The 16281-nt window shown below is 71.0% G+C and carries 15 protein-coding genes; 4 read left to right on the forward strand and 11 right to left on the reverse strand.

What is annotated here, in order from left to right; translation table 11 throughout:
* Positions 1-62: 62 nt before the first annotated feature.
* Positions 63-1565 carry a MocR-like pyridoxine biosynthesis transcription factor PdxR gene (gene pdxR, locus ACVN9Z_RS27210; RefSeq protein ID WP_458212866.1) on the reverse strand — a complete coding sequence of 501 codons (1503 nt, stop codon included), beginning with the start codon at positions 1563-1565 and terminating at the stop codon, positions 63-65.
* A gap of 120 nt (positions 1566-1685) precedes the next feature.
* On the opposite strand from pdxR, the gene ACVN9Z_RS27215 reads away from it, so the two are divergent.
* Positions 1686-3017: an MFS transporter gene (locus ACVN9Z_RS27215; protein ID WP_458212867.1), complete on the forward strand. Its 1332-nt coding sequence runs from the start codon at positions 1686-1688 to the stop codon at positions 3015-3017.
* A 39-nt stretch (positions 3018-3056) separates the two neighbouring features.
* Here ACVN9Z_RS27215 and ACVN9Z_RS27220 read toward each other — a convergent pair whose 3' ends face one another.
* From ACVN9Z_RS27220 to ACVN9Z_RS27255, 8 genes are all read right to left on the reverse strand, one after another.
* Complete coding sequence (locus ACVN9Z_RS27220) at positions 3057-3212, reverse strand: hypothetical protein (protein ID WP_159069280.1); 156 nt, start codon at positions 3210-3212, stop codon at positions 3057-3059.
* Positions 3213-3319: 107 nt separating this feature from the next.
* The gene (locus tag ACVN9Z_RS27225; protein WP_241130952.1) at positions 3320-3871 is read right to left on the reverse strand and encodes a hypothetical protein; all 552 of its coding nucleotides are present in this window, start codon (positions 3869-3871) and stop codon (positions 3320-3322) included.
* A gap of 56 nt (positions 3872-3927) precedes the next feature.
* Positions 3928-6090, reverse strand: coding sequence for a TonB-dependent receptor (locus ACVN9Z_RS27230; protein WP_104413202.1), 2163 nt, complete (start codon positions 6088-6090; stop codon positions 3928-3930).
* A gap of 44 nt (positions 6091-6134) precedes the next feature.
* Positions 6135-6773, reverse strand: coding sequence for a hypothetical protein (locus ACVN9Z_RS27235; protein ID WP_238877948.1), 639 nt, complete (start codon positions 6771-6773; stop codon positions 6135-6137).
* Complete coding sequence (locus tag ACVN9Z_RS27240; RefSeq protein ID WP_458212868.1) at positions 6770-7372, reverse strand: hypothetical protein; 603 nt, start codon at positions 7370-7372, stop codon at positions 6770-6772. The genes ACVN9Z_RS27235 and ACVN9Z_RS27240 overlap by 4 nt, the downstream gene beginning before the upstream one ends.
* 6 nt (positions 7373-7378) lie before the next feature.
* Positions 7379-8116, reverse strand: a complete 738-nt coding sequence (locus ACVN9Z_RS27245; protein ID WP_238881091.1) for an ABC transporter ATP-binding protein — start codon at positions 8114-8116, stop codon at positions 7379-7381.
* Positions 8109-9185 carry a FecCD family ABC transporter permease gene (locus ACVN9Z_RS27250; protein WP_240294192.1) on the reverse strand — a complete coding sequence of 359 codons (1077 nt, stop codon included), beginning with the start codon at positions 9183-9185 and terminating at the stop codon, positions 8109-8111. The genes ACVN9Z_RS27245 and ACVN9Z_RS27250 overlap by 8 nt, the downstream gene beginning before the upstream one ends.
* Complete coding sequence (locus tag ACVN9Z_RS27255; protein WP_241061088.1) at positions 9169-10239, reverse strand: ABC transporter substrate-binding protein; 1071 nt, start codon at positions 10237-10239, stop codon at positions 9169-9171. The genes ACVN9Z_RS27250 and ACVN9Z_RS27255 overlap by 17 nt, the downstream gene beginning before the upstream one ends.
* A gap of 99 nt (positions 10240-10338) precedes the next feature.
* Between ACVN9Z_RS27255 and ACVN9Z_RS27260 the strand changes: the two genes are divergently transcribed.
* Positions 10339-11037, forward strand: a complete 699-nt coding sequence (locus tag ACVN9Z_RS27260; protein ID WP_070540411.1) for a Crp/Fnr family transcriptional regulator — start codon at positions 10339-10341, stop codon at positions 11035-11037.
* Positions 11038-11113: 76 nt separating this feature from the next.
* Here ACVN9Z_RS27260 and ACVN9Z_RS27265 read toward each other — a convergent pair whose 3' ends face one another.
* Entirely contained in the window at positions 11114-11887 is a 774-nt protein-coding gene (locus ACVN9Z_RS27265) for an alpha/beta fold hydrolase (protein WP_054507136.1), read from the reverse strand.
* A 150-nt stretch (positions 11888-12037) separates the two neighbouring features.
* On the opposite strand from ACVN9Z_RS27265, the gene ACVN9Z_RS27270 reads away from it, so the two are divergent.
* Entirely contained in the window at positions 12038-13483 is a 1446-nt protein-coding gene (locus ACVN9Z_RS27270; RefSeq protein ID WP_241072624.1) for an HD domain-containing phosphohydrolase, read from the forward strand.
* A 39-nt stretch (positions 13484-13522) separates the two neighbouring features.
* On the opposite strand, the gene ACVN9Z_RS27275 is transcribed toward ACVN9Z_RS27270, so the two are convergent.
* The gene (locus tag ACVN9Z_RS27275) at positions 13523-14710 is read right to left on the reverse strand and encodes a serine hydrolase domain-containing protein (RefSeq protein WP_458212869.1); all 1188 of its coding nucleotides are present in this window, start codon (positions 14708-14710) and stop codon (positions 13523-13525) included.
* Positions 14711-14915: 205 nt separating this feature from the next.
* Between ACVN9Z_RS27275 and ACVN9Z_RS27280 the strand changes: the two genes are divergently transcribed.
* The gene (locus ACVN9Z_RS27280) at positions 14916-15962 is read left to right on the forward strand and encodes an alpha/beta hydrolase (RefSeq protein ID WP_458212870.1); all 1047 of its coding nucleotides are present in this window, start codon (positions 14916-14918) and stop codon (positions 15960-15962) included.
* Positions 15963-16281 lie beyond the last annotated feature (319 nt).

A 16281-nucleotide genomic window follows, 5' to 3' on the forward strand; every position in this document is an offset into this window, starting at 1 on the left:
TGCGGGGCGCCGGCCGCCGTCCCTGGCCGCCTTGGTCCGCCGCCGTCATTCAACGGCAAGGCTCAACGCCGCAGCCGGCGCGCGGGCCGGTTCTCGCCGGCCCGCCCCAGCGCCCGCGCAAAGCGGGCCACGCCATCGTCGATGCGCTCGCACGGCACGCCGCCATACCCCAGCACCACCGCCGGCGTCGCCGCGCGCGCGGCATCGGGCAGGTAGTGCGGCTGCCCCAGCACGATGCCTTCGTCGCGGGCCGCCTCGGCCAGACGCGGCACCGACACCTTGCGGTCGAGCCGCGCATAGATATGCAGCCCGGCCCGCGCTTGCGACAATTGCACCTGGTCGCCGACACGAGCCGCCATCGCCTCCCGCAGTACGATCTGGCGGCCGGCATACTCGGTGCGCATGCGCTTGATGTTGTGCGAGAAATGGCCGTCCGCCATGAAATCCGCCAGCGCCGCCTGCAGATGCAACTGCCCCGGCCGATAGATGCTGGCGCAGGCGCGCGAGAACGGCTCGGCCACCTGTGGCGGCACCACCATGTAGCTCATGCGCAGGCCGGCGAACATGGTCTTGCTGAAGGTGCCCAGGTAGATCACGCGGCCATCCGCGTCCAGCCCCTGCAACGACGGAATCGGCGCGCCGTCGTAGCGGAACTCGCTGTCGTAGTCGTCCTCCAGCACCCACAGCCCGCGCGCCCGCGCCGCCTGCAACAGTTCCAGGCGCCGCGCCAGCGGCATCACCACGCCGGTGGGGTACTGATGCGACGGGCTGGTGATCAGCAGCCGCGCGCGGCGTGGCAGCTTGCTGGCCCCCAGATCCAGGCCCTGCTCGTCGACCACGGCGGCATGGGCGCGCACGCCCGCCGCCCCCAGCACCGGCGGAAAGGCCCAGTGGCACGGGCTTTCCACCAGCGCGGCGTCGCCCGCCCCCGCCAGCATGCGCGCGCACAGGTCCACCGATTGGTGCGTGCCCGCCGTGACGATGACCTGCTCCGGCTCGCACACCACGGCCCGCGCCAGCCGCAGATAGCTGGCGATGGCCTCGCGCAGCGGCAGGAAACCCGCGCCGTCCTTGGCGTAGCCCGACAGCGCCAGGTTCGACTTGCCCAGGTGGCGCGACACCAGCCGGCGCCACAGGTGGAACGGAAACAGGCTGGCATCGGCCACGCCCGGCACGAATGCGCCGGTGTGCTGGCCCAGCCCGGCCGCGCCGCCGGCAATGCCCTCGCCGCGCGTCGACAGGCCCGGCACGTGGCGCTGCACATGCTCGGGCGAGGCCGGCGGCAGCAGCGGCCGGTCCACCGTCTTCTCGACGAAGGTGCCGCTGCCGCCGCGCGCGCTCAGGTAGTTCTCGGCGATCAGGCGTTCGTACGCCAGCGTGACCGTGATGCGCGAGATGCCCAACTCCTGCGCCAGCACGCGCGAGGACGGCAGGCGCTGCCCCGCCACCAGCGTGTGGTCCAGCACGCCGCGCCGCACGATGTCGTAGATCTGCTTTTGCAAAGGGTCGGGCGATTCGCGCGAGAGCGCGCCGGAAAGCAGGTCGGCGAGCAGGACTTCCTTCATGAAGTGGACCTATCTCTGATTGGATTGTGGCTATACAAGATATAGCCAGTAGTTGCTATCGTCAACGCCGTATCCAATGCGGCGCCACCGTGGAAAGCCGCGACAAACAAGGGGAATTCCATGCAAGACCAGAATGGCCGCAGACAGCCGGTCAGGGCGGCGGCCGCCGCTTTCTTCGGCACCATGATCGAGTGGTACGACTTCTACTGCTACGCCACGGCCGCCGCCCTGGTATTCGGCGACGTGTTCTTCGCCACCAACGATCCCTTCATGGGCACGCTGGCCTCGCTCGGCACCTTCGCCATCGGCTTTTTCGCGCGGCCGGTGGGCGCGGTGCTGTTCGGCCACCTGGGCGACCGCGTCGGCCGCAAGCAGAGCCTGGTCATCACGCTGCTGCTGATGGGCGTGGCCACCACGCTGATCGGCCTGCTGCCGTCATACCATTCGATCGGCCTGACCGCCGTGGTGCTGCTGGTCGCGCTGCGGCTGGTGCAGGGCATCGCGGTGGGCGGCGAGTGGGGCGGCGCGGTGCTGATCGCGGCCGAACACGCGCCGCCCAAGTGGCGCACCTTCCTGGCCTCGGCGCCGCAGTACGGCAGCCCCATCGGCCTGATCCTGGCCACCGGCGTGTTCCGCCTGGTGTCGGACCTGCCCAAAGAGGACTTCCTGTCGTGGGGCTGGCGCCTGCCCTTCATCATCAGCGGCGTGCTGGTGCTGGTGGCCTTCGTCATCCGCCGCGGCGTCAACGAAAGCCCCGAACTGGAAGCCCGCCTGAAGGAAAAGAAAAAGGAAAGCACCGCGCCCATCAGCATGGTGCTGCGCGAACGCAAGCGCGCGCTGCTGCTGGGCATCGGCCTGTGCCTGCTGGGCATCTCGGGGTTCTACTTCGTGACCACGCTGATGATCACCTACACCACCACCTACCTGAAGATCACGCGCAGCCAGATCCTGGACGTGGTGACCTGGGCCGGCGTGGTCGAGCTGATCAGCTTCCCGATCGCCTCCTACATCGCCACCCGCGTCGGCGAGCGCCGCTTCCTGGTCTGGGTCACCGCGCTGTCGACGCTGTGGGCGGTGCCGATGATGATGCTGATCCTGACCGGCGACATCCAGAACATCGCCATCGGCATCCTCACCGCCATCTTCCTGATCGGCGCCTACTACGCGGTGCTGGCGCCCTACCTGCCGCTGGCCTTCCCCGTGGAGATGCGCTACACCGGCATCTCGCTCAGCTTCCAGCTGTGCGGCGCGATCTTCGGCGGCACCACGCCGCTGGTGGGCCTGTGGGTGGCGCACACCTTCGGCCTGACCTGGCAGCCGATGGCGCTGATGTTCGCCATCATCGCCGGCGCCAACCTGCTGTGCGCGATCTACCTGCCGACGCCGGAGCGGGAGGCGGCGCGCCAGCGCGGCGGCGCCGTGGGCGCGGGACAGCACAGCCGGGCGTTGTAACGGCGGCGCGGGCCTGCGGGGCGGACGCCGCCCTCGCGGCTATATCAGCAACAGCGCGCCGCCGCTTCCCGCGACGATGCCCAGCCCCGCCAGGGCATAGCTGTCGCGGCGCTCACAACCGGCGCGATACGTGCCGTGCGCCGCGTGCAGGCACACGGCGCCAAGAATGGCCAGGGCGATTCCGATCCCGAACATGAGGTCTTCCTTGATATATCAGGCGGACCGGCCGGCGGCTGGTCCGTTGGCTATGGACCGGAGCCAATCCTTTCAGTTCCCTGAATAAATAAATGGCCGGATCCGCGTCAAGGAGCCGCCACGGCCTGGTCGGGCTGGCGGAACACGAACAACGCCTCCGGCGCCTGCCCCAGCACCGTTTCCGCGATCCGCGCCCGCAGCCGCGCATGTTCGCGCTGCGCCTCGGGCGCCGGGTTGCCCAGCAGCGCGAAGAACGCCGGCGGCAGCACGCCTTCGCGCAGCACCGCCTGTACCCGCCGCTCCCCGCGCGTCAGCCAGAAGCTGTACGACTTGTCCGCGGCCTGGCTGTAGCGCGCCTCGGGCAGCGACAGGTCGATCCGGTAACAGCCGCGGGTGACGGCGCGCGTGGCGAACTCGAAGGCGTCCCTCACACCCGGCCCGGGATGGCCGCTGACCACGCTCAGTTCGCCGCGCGGCACCGGCACGCCATCGGTCTCCAGCCGCGCCAGCGCGCCGCGCAGGCCCTGGAAGATCAGCGCCAGCATGGCGAGCGCGCCGTGGCCGTGGTAGGCCATGACGGCCTCGAACGGAATCAGAATGGGGCCGTGCTCGCCTTGCACGCGCAGTTCGCTGCCGGCGGGAATGGTCGGGATCGTCATGAAAGTCTCCAAAAAGATGGCCGGCCACGACGTGCGGCCGGCCGGCGCGATGGCTGTCAGAAGCGCGTGCGCAGCGTCAGGCTGAAGCTGCGGCCCGGCTCCAGCAACGGGTTCAGGTCGGTCATGGCGTAGGCCACGTTGGACGAGGTCGCGGCCGTGCGATATGCGCGATCGAACAGGTTGTTCACGCCCAGCACCACCTGGGTATTGCCCAGTTGCGGCAGGCCCAGGCGGTCCAGCTGCAATTGCGCGTACAGGTTGACCACGCCGTAGCCGGCCGCCGGATATTCGGTGCGGGCGTCATAGCGACTCTGGCCCTTGGCCCACTGCACTTCGCCGCTCAACGCGTAGGCCTCGTTGGCGCCCACATACTGCAGGCCCACGATGCCGCTGAGCGGCGCGATGGAAGCCAGCGGCCGGTCGGTGTTGCGATTGGTGGCGTGCAGGTAGCTGGCGTTGCCGTACAGGTTGACGGTGCGCGTCAGCTGCCAGCGCCAATCGGTCTCCACCCCCTGGATGCGTACCTTGCCGACGTTGCGGCGCTGGGTCGCGGGCAGGCCCAGGTAGGTCGTGGTGGCGTTCTCCAGGAAGTCGCGGTAGTCGCTGCGGAACGCGGTCAGGCCGACCGTGGCGCTATCGAAGTGCAGGCGCGTGCCGCCCTCGACGGTGGTGCCGCGCTCGGGCTTCAGCTCGGGATTGGGAATGGTGTAACTGGTGCCGGTGTAGCCGGCGCTGAACATCTCGGACGTCCACGGCATGCGGAACGAGGTGCCGACGCTGCCCAGCAGTTCGACCACGTCGGTGGCGCGATACGACAGGCCCAGGCTGCCAGTGGTGGCGGTCTGCTTGCTGTCCTGCGCGGCGCGGAAGGCCGGCAGCAGGTTGGGCGACGGCAGCGCATCCAGGCCCACGTCGGAACGGAACCAGTCGAAGCGGCCGCCGGCGGTCACGGTCCACTTGGGCGCGGGCTTCCACTCCGTCGTCAGGAAGGCGCCGACGTTGGTCTGGTACTGGTTGGGGCCGGTCTTGGCATAGGGCGTGCTGGTGGTGGTCGAGGTGCCGTTGGGCCGGTAGACGGTGATGTCGCTGCGGCTTTCCGAGCCGGGGCGGCGCTCGTGCATGAAGTCCAGGCCGAAGGTGGTGGTGGTCTGCGCCCACGGCACCGTCGCGGCCACGCTGCCGCCATAGACCACCGGGCCGATCACATGGCTGCGGGTCTCGACCAGGCGCGCCGGGTTGGTCTGGTTGCGCGCCGACATCCAGGTATCGAACTCGTTGACGTAGACGCTGGCCTTGAGCGCGCTGATGGCGCCGTCGAATTCGCCGCTATAGGCCAGCCGGGCCTGCTTGACGCGGTTGGGGTCGCGCCGGCTGCTGGCCGCGGGATACGGCGGCACGGTGCCGGCGGCGCCGTCCTTGACATAGGCCACGCGCGCGCTGGCCTCGATGCGCTGGCGGGCGTCGGGCATGTAGCCCAGCACGATGCCGCCGCCGGCGCCGCGAAAGTCGCTGTTGGGCACCTCGCCCGTGGCGCTGTCGTAGTTGCTGGCGCGGCGGCCGGTGGCGTAGACGCGCAGGTCGAAGCCATCGCCCGCGCCTTCCACCGCCACGTTGCTCTGCACGCCGTGGCCGTTGCTGCGGTACGTGACCGAGGCTTCGCCGCCGTTCAGGCTGAACGGCTGCTCCAGGTTGCCATGGCCGCGCTTGGTGACGAAGTTGATCAGGCCGCCCAGGCCATCGCTGCCGAAGCGCGACGAATCCGGGCCGCGCACCACCTCGACCTGTTCGATCTCGGTCGGGCTGATCAGCATGAACTGCAGCGTATTGCGGCCGCGGAAGCGGTCGCCGTCGATGAACATCGGCACCCGCATGTCGTTGGTGTTCAGCCCGCGCAGGAAGATGGTGCCGGCGATGCCGCCGCTGCGGCTGACGGTGGCGTTGGGCACGCGGCCCAGCAGGTCGAGGGTGCTGTCGGTGTTGAGGCGCTCGATGTCCTGGCGCTCGATCACCGTGACCGGCTGCGTCACCGCGTGGTCGATGGTGGCGGGCGCGGGCGTGGCGCCCAGGGGCCGCAGGCGTCCGTCATCGGCCGGGCGCTCGGCGCTGACCTGGATGGCGGGAAGTTGCGGCGCGTCGGCGGCGGCCGCCGGCGCGCCAATGGCCGCGGCGGTCAGCAGGCTGGCGCGGACGAGGGGCGAGAGAGAGGAAGGACGTGACATACGTGGACGCGATAGAAAAGACCAAGGGGTCGGACGGCGCCGCCTCAGGCGGCGGGAGTGGAAGCTTTCAGCCAGGGCAGGAAGCCCCGCAGGAAACGGGACGCGGCGGGCATGAAATAGCTACCGTGGTGGTACATCGGATCCAGCGAGGTCACGATCAGCCGCCCCGCCGTGCTGTGGCGGTCCTCGTACAGCACCGAGCCCGCGCCGGCCTTGTCGATCAGCGAGACCGCGCCCGGCGGCGGCGTGAAGGTGCCGTGCTGGTGCCAGGTGGCGTCAGCCAGCGTCAGGCGCGAAAACAGCGGGTGCGCGGGTTGCGCCAGGCGCAGGCCCGCATCGGCGCCCGGGGTCTTCCACCACCAGAAGTTCACTTCGCAATCGGTCCAATGCACGCCATCCAGCCAGCGGTGCGAGCCGGTCTCGCCCATCGCCACCAGCGTCCTGCCCGAGGCCAGGAAGCGGGCGAAGCGCGCGCGGTGCGGCACGAGCAGGTCCGGGTGGGTCCGGCACGACACGATCAGGGCGTCGCAGTCGGCCAGCGCGGCGTCGTCCAGTTCGGGCAGGTAAATGAAACGGTCGAGATACGGCGTCAGTTCCGGCGTGTGGAAGGTGCGGTGGTGGTAATACGTGCCGGCGTCCAGCGCCGCGATCACGGGGGTGCGCGAGGTCATGGCGGCGGTCATGCGGCGTCTCCCCACAGCCAGTCGAACAGCTGCGGCACGATGCGCCCGGCGCTGTCGACGCTGCCCGCGTACATCCACAGATCGTTGCCGCTGTGCGTCAGCAGGCGGCCGCCGCCGGGCAGCGCCAGCACCCAGTCCACCGGCAGGGCGTCCGGGCCCAGGGTGTTCAGCACCCGCGCGCCGTCGGGCGGCGGGTTGCCGCCCCGCGCGTAGAAGCCGGCCACGCCGCGCCGGAAGGTCAGGTGTTCGGGATCGACGCCCTCGAACACCGGATGCGCAGCGGCGCGATGCACCCGCAGACCGTCCAGGCCGCGCGCCGCCCCCGGCGCGAAGGGCCGCAGCCAGCGCAGGAACGGATAGGCGACGTGGCCGTTGAACACCATGGCGCCGCCGACCAGCAGCCAGGCTTCAAGCCGGTCGCGCTGCCCGAGCAGATAGCGCTGGTCGACGTTGGCGGGCACCAGCAAGGCGCGCACGCGCGCCAGGTCGAGCCGCGCCAAGCCATACAGCGGTTCGGCCACGGCGCGCGGCCGCTCGCCGCCGGTGAGCGCGGCGGGGCCATTGCCGCTCCAGTGGTTCAGGTAGACGATGGAGGTCATCAGGGATCAACGGAAAAGAGGAATCACGCCGCGCACCTCGCCGGCCTCGCCCGCCAGCGACGCCACCCGCACCGGCATGCGGTACAGGCGGCTCAGGCGCTCGTCGGTGCACATCAAGGGAGTCGGGCCGACCTCGCAGGCGTCGTCGTGCATCAGCAGGGTCTGGTCGGCGATGTGCTGCGCGTGCTGCGGCTGGTGGGTCGAGAACACCACCGCCAGGCCTTGCTCGCGCGCCAGCCGGCGCAGGAGCGACAAGATGATGTCCTGGTTGCGCAGGTCCAGCGCCGCGCCCGGTTCGTCGAGCACGATGATGGAACTGGCGCTGGCCATGGCCCGCGCGATGCACACCAGTTGCTGCTGGCCGCCGCTCAAGACCTGGAACGGCCGCCCGGCCAACGACTCCAGCCCCACCGCCCGCAGGCAGTCGCGGGCGATCTCGCGGTCGCGCGGGCCGGGCGACGCATACCAGCGCAGATGGCGGGCGCGGCCCATCGTCACCATCGCCAGCGCGTCGTAGGCGAACAGCGCGTCGGTGCGCTGCGGCACGTAGGCGGCGTGGCCTTGCAGGCGCACCGCGCCGGCGGCCGGCGCCCGCAGGCCCAGCAGGGTCTTGAGCAGCGAGGTCTTGCCGCGGCCGTTGGGCCCCAGCACCGCCAGGATCTCGCCGCCGCGCACGCGCAGCGACAGGTCCGACAGCAGGCGGCGGCCGCCCGCCTGCACCGCCAGGCGATCGAGTTCAAGCATGGTGCGCTCCCCCGCCCTGCGTGCGGCGCAGCAGCCAGGCGAACAGCGGCGCGCCGATCAGCGCGGTGATCACGCCCAGCGGAATCTCGGCGCTGGTGGCGCTGCGCGCCACCGTATCGACCCACACCATGTAGGTGCCGCCGATCAGCGCGCTGGCCGGCAGCAGCGCGCGGTGATCCGGGCCGACCAGCATGCGCGCGATGTGCGGCACCACCAGCCCGACCCAGCCGACGGTGCCGGACACCGCCACGCTGGCCGACACCACCAGCGTGGCGCAGCCCAGCAGCAGCCAGCGCAGCGGCTCGACCGCGATGCCCATGGCGCTGGCCTGCTCATCGCCCAGCGACAGCACGTTGATGCGGAACCGCAGCGCATACAGCAGGCCCATGCCCGCCGCGATCGGCAGCGCGGCCGCGGCCAGCTTGACGTACGAGGCCGTGGCGAAGCTGCCCATCAGCCAGAACACGATCGCCGGCAGGCTGTCGTTGGGGTCCGCGAAGTACGTGGCCAGCGAGATCAGCGCGGAAAAGAAGGCGCTGGTGACCACACCCGCCAGCACCAGCATCAGGATGGTGGCGCGGCCCTGCGTGCGTCCCAGCAGATAGACGATGGCCACCGCCAGCAGGCCGCCGGCGAAGGCCAGTCCCAGCGTCGCCCACAGCGACGAGAACAGCAGGATCGCGGCGCAGCCGCCGAACGCCGCGCCGGACGAGATGCCGAGGATCTGCGGCCCCACCAGCGGATTGCGGAACGCGCCCTGCAGCGCCGCGCCGCACAGCGCCAGGCTGGAGCCGGCCAGCACCGACAGCAGCACCCGCGGCAGCCGCACCTGCAGCACCACGCGCTGTTCGGCGCCGCTGACGGCCGGCAGCCAGTCGGCCAGGCCGTCGGGCAGCGCCAGCCCCGCCAGCACGCTGGACACATGCGCCAGCGGCAGCGGGTAGCGGCCCACGCACAGCGCCGCCAGTATCGACGCCGGCAACGCCAGCGCCATCAACAGCCACGGCCAGGCCAGGCGGCGACGCGCCACGCCCGCCTCGAGCGGCACGGATTCAGCGCAGGCGGTCATAGCCGGCGGCTCCCTGGTTCTGCCGCGCGTGCAGCACGGTGTCGATATCCGCTGCATCGGGCGTGTGGCCATACAGCTGCGTGTACGCCTGCGCGACGTGCTCGCGCAGCGGCCAGTCGAAGCGGTCCGGGTGCAGCAGCTGGCTCAGCCACTGCCAGTACAGCGGCGATTCCTGGCTGGGCGGATCCCACAGGTAGCCGCCGGCCGGGATCTTGTAGACGCGATGGTTGCGCACCGCCGGAATGTCGGCGAACAGCGGGTCCTGATACAGCATGGCCGGCGTCAGCCCGGGCTCGAAGTTGTTCAGCAGGATCACGTCCGGCGCCCACGCCATGAGCTGTTCGATGTTGATCGTCTGCCCGCTGCCGATCGCCGCCGCCACATTGCGGCCGCCGGCCAGGCGGATGTCATCGTCGAAGCTGGTGCCCGCGCCCGAGGCGCGCAACTGCGGCGCGTAGCGCGCCAGGTACAGCACGCCCGGACGCTGGTCGGGCCGCAGGCCGTCGGTCACCCTGGCGATGTCCGCCCGCACCTGGTCGCGCCACGCCAGTTGCGCCGCGGCGCGCGCCTCCTGCCCCAGCGACCGGCCCATCAACCGGATCCATTCGCGGCTGCGCGCCTCGTCGCCATACAGCAGCGCCGCCACTGGCAGGCCGGCGTTGCGCAGCGGCGCGATCAGGTCGTCGCCCATGTGCCCCCACTGCCACACCAGGTCCGGCTGGATCTGCAGCAGCGTCTCGACGTTGGGCGCGAAGCCCGAGCGCGTGATGTCCGTCCGGATGGCGGCGAGGGCCGGGAACATGCGCGCCAGCAGGCCGTCCTTCATCAGTTCATGGGCGTTGGGATGCATGCCGGCCAGGTGCTGCGCGCCGCCCTCCAGCGAGATCAGCAGCGAACCCGCGGGCATCGGCAGCGTGACCACGCGGCGCGCGGGCGCCGCCAGCGGCACCGGGTTGCCCAGCATGTCGGTGAAGGCGGTAGGGGCCGCCAGGACGGCGGGCGGCAACAGGACCAGCGCCGCGAACGCGGCACTGCGCAGGAATCGGATAGCCATGGGAAATGAGGGGGACGGACGGCGCCGGCTGGCGCGGTGGTACCATTACAAATAAGAATCAATCTTATTTAATTCTAAGCGGCGGGGCCGCTCCCTCAAATGACTATTGTCAATTCGTCAAAGTCCCTCCTGACGGCCGCCCTGCGCCGCCATCCCTGGTTCGACGGCGTCGGCGACAGCGCGTTGGATGCCTTGGCAACGCACAGCCGCTGGCTGCGGTTCGAGGCCGGCGACACGTTGTTCTCGGAAGGCCAGGCCGCGACCTCCTGCCTGCTGGTCTGCGAAGGGTCGGTACAGGGCCTGCGCTACACCGCCGACGGCGGCGACAAGGTCTTTGGCCACGTCGGGCCGGGCGGCTGGCTGTCGGCGCTGACGCTGTTCGAGACCTCGCCGCGCCACCTGCACAGCGTGCGCGCCCGCACCGACGGCAACGGCTGCTTGCTGCAGGCCGACGCCTTCCGGCAGCTGTGCCTGGACGACGCCCGCTTCGCCTGCCGCGTCATGACGCACGCCGCCAACCTGGTGCGCCACCACACCGACCAGATCGACTGGCTGACCTCCAGCTCGGCCGAGGAACGGCTGGCCGAATACGTGCTGCGCGCCGGCAAGCCGCAGGCCGACCAGCCGCTGGCGCTGCCGCTCAGCCACTCGCAGATCGCCGTCAAGCTCGGCATGCGGGCCGAGACCCTCAGCCGCATCTTCTCCAAGTGGCGCCGCGAAGGCATCATCGCCAGCCGCCGCGGCACGCTCTACGTGCTGCGGCTCGCGCCGCTCGAACAACTGGCCTCCGGATGCTGAAACGCCGCGCGTCCCGACGGACGCGGCGTTCATGCGTGACAGCCCGATGTCACGTCACCGGGCGGTCACGGCCCCCTCACTTCACACTCGCCACCGCATCCAGGATCACCCGCGCCACCGCTTCCGGCTGCGATTGCTGCGGCACGTGGCTGGCCTGCAGTTCCGTGACCTTGGCGCCGATGCGCTGCGCCATCTGGCGCTGCAGCGCCGGCAGGATCATGCGGTCGTGGTTGCTGACGACGAACCACGACGGCCTGGTCTTCCACGCGGCGGTCGACACCGCCTCGCCAAAGGCGCTGGCCTTGATCGGGCCCTGCGTGGCGGCCATCACCCGGGCCTGCGCGGCCGGCACGTCCTGGGCGAAATCGCGCGCCAGGCCGGCGGCCGACAGGCTCAGCCAGCCATGGCTGTCGGCGCCGATGCTGTCCGAACCCGGCGCCTTGGGCGTGCCTTCGGTCAGCGTCGCCACCGACTGGCCGGCATCGGGCGCGAAGGCGGCCACGTAGACCAGGCTGGCGACCTTGGGATGATTGCCGGCCTCGGTGATCACCGTGCCGCCCCACGAGTGGCCGACCAGCACCACCTTGCCGGGCTGGTTGTCGATGGCGCGGTTGGCGGCGGCCACGTCGCCGGCCAGCGACTCCAGCGGGTTCTGCACCGCCTGCACCTGCACGCCCTTGGCCTGCAGCAGGGCGACCACCTTGGCCCAGTCCGAGCCGTCGGCGAAGGCGCCGTGCACGATCACCACGGACGGCCGCCCGGCGGCCGGCTCGGCCGCGAACGATTGCGAGACGGGCGCGGCGAACAGGCCGGCGGCCAGGAGGGAGGCTGCGATAATATGGCGCTTCATGACGATTCCTTTTTTTCGGGATCAAACGCCGACGTGGCGCTTGCTGGATGCCAGTGTCGTTTTCCCGCCGATGGCGCGGTATCGGATGATTGACCGATGCGCCGTCTCCCCGCCCTGCCCGCCGCCCCCTTCATCGCTCCGCCCGTCCCCATGATCGCCGATAGCGCCATAGAACTGACCGACGCCGTGCTGGCCATGGCCTTCATCGGCGACCTCAGCATGGGCCGCGCCACCGACCATTCGCGCCGCACCGCCTGCCTGGCGGGTCTGCTGGCCGCGGCGCAGGGCATGGATGCGGCCGGCCAGGACCACGCCCGCGCGGTGGCGCTGCTGCGCTGGTCCGGCTGCACCGCCAACGCCGGCGGTTTCGCCGAACTGCTGGGCGACGACGTCGCCTCGCGCGAGGCCATGATGGCGCAGACGCTGCCGCCGCTGGACGCGCGCACGCAGTCGCTGATCGTGCCGCTGGCGCTGATCCATTGCGAGATTTCCGGCGACGTGGCCGTCAGCCTGGGCATGCCGCAGGCGGTCGTGACCGGGCTGCGCCACGCCTTCGAGCGCCACGACGGCAAGGGCATGCCGCTGGCGCTGGACGGCGCGGCCGTCTCGCCGCTGGCCTATGTGGTCAACGCCGCCAGCGACCTGGAAATCCTCAGCCGCGCCCATGGCCGCGACAGCGCGCTGGACTTCCTGCGCCAGCAGGCCGGCGCCAAGTATCCGGCCGAGATCGCGGCGTTGGCCATTCGCCATGGTCCGGCCTGGCTCGACCGGATGGACGCCGATCCGCCCGATGGCGCCGCCTGGAATCTCGCTGGCGGCCAGGCCGCCGCGCCCGCCGCGCTGACCCTGCTGGCCGACGTGGCCGAGCTCAAGCTGCCGTGGCTGGCGGGCTATTCACGCCGGGTCGCGGCGCTGGCCGTGGCGACCGCCGCGCGCCTCGACCTGGACGCCGCGACGCAGGCGCGGCTGCAGGCGGCCGCGCTGGTCCACGGCATTGGCCGCGCGGCGCTGCCGAACCGCTTGTGGAACACCGCCGGCAAGCTGACGCCGGACCAATGGGAACAGGTGCGCCTGATGCCCTACTGGACCGCCCGCGCCGCTCGCCAGATCAAGGGCTTGAGCGCGGCGGCCGAACTGGCCTCGTATGCCTACGAGCGGCTCGACGGCAGCGGCTATTTCCGGGGCGCGGCGGGCGCCGCGCTCGACCGCCCGCAACGCGTGCTGGCCACCGCCGTGACACTGCAGGCACTGCTCGAGGACCGCCCCTGGCGCCGCGCCCTTTCCCTGCGGGACGCGGCCCGCGCGCTGCGCGACGAGGCCGCCGCCGGCCGCTACGACGCCGATGTCGCCGAAGCCGCGATCGCCGCGGCCGGCGGCGAACCGGCAGCCCCGCGCCGCGCGGCCTCGCCGCTGTCGCAGCGTGAACTGGAAGTGTTGCGGCAGGTCAGCCTGGGCGCCAGCAACAAGGAGGCCGCGCGCGCCCTGGACATCAGCCCCAGCACCGTGCGCACCCACCTCGAAAGCGTGTTCCGCAAACTCGACTGCTCCACCCGCGCGGCGGCCACGCTCAAGGCGCTGACCTCGGGGCTGCTGTAGGGCGCCGCCAGGCGCCGCGATGACGGACGCGGGCAGCGCTCAGCGCTGCGCCAGCGCGCGCAATGCGTCGTAGGTTTCGCGCTCGTCCTGGTTCTCGCCGTAATCGCTGAGCTTGACGATCACCACCCGCCTGCCCGGATGGACATACAGGTATTGGCCGTGGATCCCGACCGCCGCGAAGTCGGGACCGCCCGCCGGATCGCGCTGCCACCATTGCGCGGCATAGCCCCAGCCATCCACCGCATGCGGCGCCGGCCGCGCGATGCGCGCCAGCCAGGCGGCGGGCACCACGCCCTGCCCCTGCGCCGCCAACAGCACCTGCTGGCCGATGCGGGCGAAGTCGCGCGCGGCGGCGTTCAGGCAGCAGAATGCCTTCTCGATGCCGCCTGGCCGGTCCAGGTTCCAGGTGGCGGCGGACTCAGCGCCCATCGGATGCCACAGCCGCTCGGCGAGCAGGTCGGCAAGCGCGCGGCCGGTCACCCGCGCCAGCGCCATGCCCAGCAGCTGGGTGTCGATGCTGCGGTAGTCGCCCGCGCTGCCCGGCGTGAAATGCATGCGCCGATGCGCGCGCACAAAGCCGGCCAGGTCGCGCGTCAGGTACATGCGCGCGGTGCCGGTGAAGGGCCAGTAGGCGCGGTAGTTCTCCGACACGTCGATGCCCGAGGCCATGTCCAGCAGCTGTCCCACGGTGATGCGGTCGTAGTCGCCGGCGCCGGCCAGCTCGGGCAGCAGCGCGACCAGGCGGTCGTCCTCGCGCAGTTCGCCGCGCGCGATCGCCTGGCCCACCAGCAGCGACACCACCGACTTGGCCATCGACCATGACGACTGCGGGTCCGTCGCGTTCACGCCGGGCCGGTACCACTCGTACACCAGCCGGCCGTCGCGCAGCACCACCAGGGCATTGGTGGCGGTGCTTCGCAGGAACTGGTCGAACGGCATCTCGGCGCCTTTCCACGGCACCGTCGCCGGTGGCGGCGAGGCGCTGGCCGCCAGCGCGGACGGCGTGGCCGAGGCCGGCACCACCCGCACCGGCAACAGATCGCCGCGGCGCGACGGCGCCGACGTCTCCAGCCGCCACAACGTGTGCGGCGGCGGGATCTCCATCACCGCGGTCGCCGCATAGGCGGCGGCCGTCAGCGCGGCCAGCCCCAGGGCCAGCCGCCAAGCGGTCCGGCCCGGGCGGCGGGCGCGCGCGGGCGTCATGCGGGAGGTCGGGTCCGTTGCCATGGCGCGGATCATGCCAAGTCCGCGCCGATTGCACAACAGGCGCCGCGCAATCGCCGCCCGCGCATGGCGCCGGCCGCATCGGCCGGGAGATTCAAGTCCCAATGTATCAACCCGCCCGCTCCGTACATTGCGACACCTCAGACCCCGCGCGCCTGGCTACAACGGCTCCACGCCCTTTCACTCACCTTGACCGGAGTCCCCCGCCATGCCCGATCCCATCGACACCCAACGCCGCCGCCTGCTCGGCACCACCTCGGCCCTGGCCGGCGCCAGCCTGTTGAGCCTGGGCCTGAATGCCCGCGCCCAGGCGCAGGCCGCCCCCGCCGCCCCAAGCACGCCCCCTCCCAGCGCCGCTCCCTTCGCCGGCATCCGCCAGATCCGCGCCGGCGACCTGGACATCGGCTACGTCGACGCCGGCCCGGCCGGCGGCCCGGTCGCCATCCTGCTGCACGGCTGGCCCTACGACATCCACAGCTTCATCGACGTCGTGCCGCGCCTGACCGCCGCCGGCTACCGCGTCGTCGTGCCGTACCTGCGCGGCTACGGCTCGACCCGCTTCCTGTCGGCCGATACCGCGCGCAACGGCGAACAGGCGGTGGTGGCGGTCGACATCATCGCCCTGATGGACGCCCTGAAAATCGGCAAGGCCGTCATCGCCGGCTTCGACTGGGGCGCGCGCACCGCCAACATCATGGCCGCCCTGTGGCCCGACCGCTGCCAGGCGCTGGTGTCGGTCAGCGGCTACCTGATCGGCAGCCAGGAAGGCAACCGCAAGCCGCTGCCGCCGCAGGCCGAATTGCAGTGGTGGTACCAGTTCTACTTCGCCACCGAACGCGGCGCGGCCGGTTACGCCGCCAACGTCGACGCCTTCAACAAGCTGATCTGGCAACTGGCCTCGCCGCAATGGCGCTTCGACGACGCCACCTACGCGCGCAGCGCCCGCGCCTTCGCCAACCCCGACCACGTCGCCATCGTCATCCACAACTACCGCTGGCGCCTCGGGCTGGCTGATGGCGAAGCGCGCTACGACGACCTGGAGCGACGCCTGGCCGTCGCGCCGAAGATCGCGGTGCCGACCATCACGCTCGAGAGCGACGCCAACGGCGCGCCGCATCCCGCGCCCGCCGCCTACGCCGGCCAATTCACCGGCAAGTACCGGCACATCGACGTCACCGGCGGCATCGGCCACAACCTGCCGCAGGAAGCGCCCGAGGCCTTCGCCGACGCGGTGCTGCAGGTGACGCGGCTGTGACGTGAAGAAAGCACGATTGTGATAGCAATGTGATAGTAAAGTGATAGCGCCGCGTGTCCGCCGGACAACAACCGGCGGACACTGCGTTGACAGCGTCATCATCGTTGCCTTAGGATGCGCCCTTGCTTTTCAACAACCCCTTTCTTTCCGGGTGCCAACGTGTCTGCCATTCGTCAATTCGCCTAAACGCCGACGACTACCTTCCGGTAATCGCGGTCAGCCTGTCCATTCACGCGGCTCGACCTTCCCGGTCTTGAGCGCGACCCGCGGCAGGCGCGGTTCCGGAACGCGCAACACATCCCCCCCTCGCTTCCCTTCC

It is taken from the genome of Achromobacter sp. KK8 (assembly GCF_054188005.1).

Bases quoted from the DNA above. Each gene is read 5' to 3' on its own strand.
- pdxR (WP_458212866.1), bottom strand. From the start codon at position 1,565: ATGAAGGAAGTCCTGCTCGCCGACCTGCTTTCCGGCGCGCTCTCGCGC.
- ACVN9Z_RS27215 (WP_458212867.1), top strand. From the start codon at position 1,686: ATGCAAGACCAGAATGGCCGCAGACAGCCGGTCAGGGCGGCGGCCGCC.
- ACVN9Z_RS27220 (WP_159069280.1), bottom strand. From the start codon at position 3,212: ATGTTCGGGATCGGAATCGCCCTGGCCATTCTTGGCGCCGTGTGCCTG.
- ACVN9Z_RS27225 (WP_241130952.1), bottom strand. From the start codon at position 3,871: ATGACGATCCCGACCATTCCCGCCGGCAGCGAACTGCGCGTGCAAGGC.
- ACVN9Z_RS27230 (WP_104413202.1), bottom strand. From the start codon at position 6,090: ATGTCACGTCCTTCCTCTCTCTCGCCCCTCGTCCGCGCCAGCCTGCTG.
- ACVN9Z_RS27235 (WP_238877948.1), bottom strand. From the start codon at position 6,773: ATGACCGCCGCCATGACCTCGCGCACCCCCGTGATCGCGGCGCTGGAC.
- ACVN9Z_RS27240 (WP_458212868.1), bottom strand. From the start codon at position 7,372: ATGACCTCCATCGTCTACCTGAACCACTGGAGCGGCAATGGCCCCGCC.
- ACVN9Z_RS27245 (WP_238881091.1), bottom strand. From the start codon at position 8,116: ATGCTTGAACTCGATCGCCTGGCGGTGCAGGCGGGCGGCCGCCGCCTG.
- ACVN9Z_RS27250 (WP_240294192.1), bottom strand. From the start codon at position 9,185: ATGACCGCCTGCGCTGAATCCGTGCCGCTCGAGGCGGGCGTGGCGCGT.
- ACVN9Z_RS27255 (WP_241061088.1), bottom strand. From the start codon at position 10,239: ATGGCTATCCGATTCCTGCGCAGTGCCGCGTTCGCGGCGCTGGTCCTG.
- ACVN9Z_RS27260 (WP_070540411.1), top strand. From the start codon at position 10,339: ATGACTATTGTCAATTCGTCAAAGTCCCTCCTGACGGCCGCCCTGCGC.
- ACVN9Z_RS27265 (WP_054507136.1), bottom strand. From the start codon at position 11,887: ATGAAGCGCCATATTATCGCAGCCTCCCTCCTGGCCGCCGGCCTGTTC.
- ACVN9Z_RS27270 (WP_241072624.1), top strand. From the start codon at position 12,038: ATGATCGCCGATAGCGCCATAGAACTGACCGACGCCGTGCTGGCCATG.
- ACVN9Z_RS27275 (WP_458212869.1), bottom strand. From the start codon at position 14,710: ATGGCAACGGACCCGACCTCCCGCATGACGCCCGCGCGCGCCCGCCGC.
- ACVN9Z_RS27280 (WP_458212870.1), top strand. From the start codon at position 14,916: ATGCCCGATCCCATCGACACCCAACGCCGCCGCCTGCTCGGCACCACC.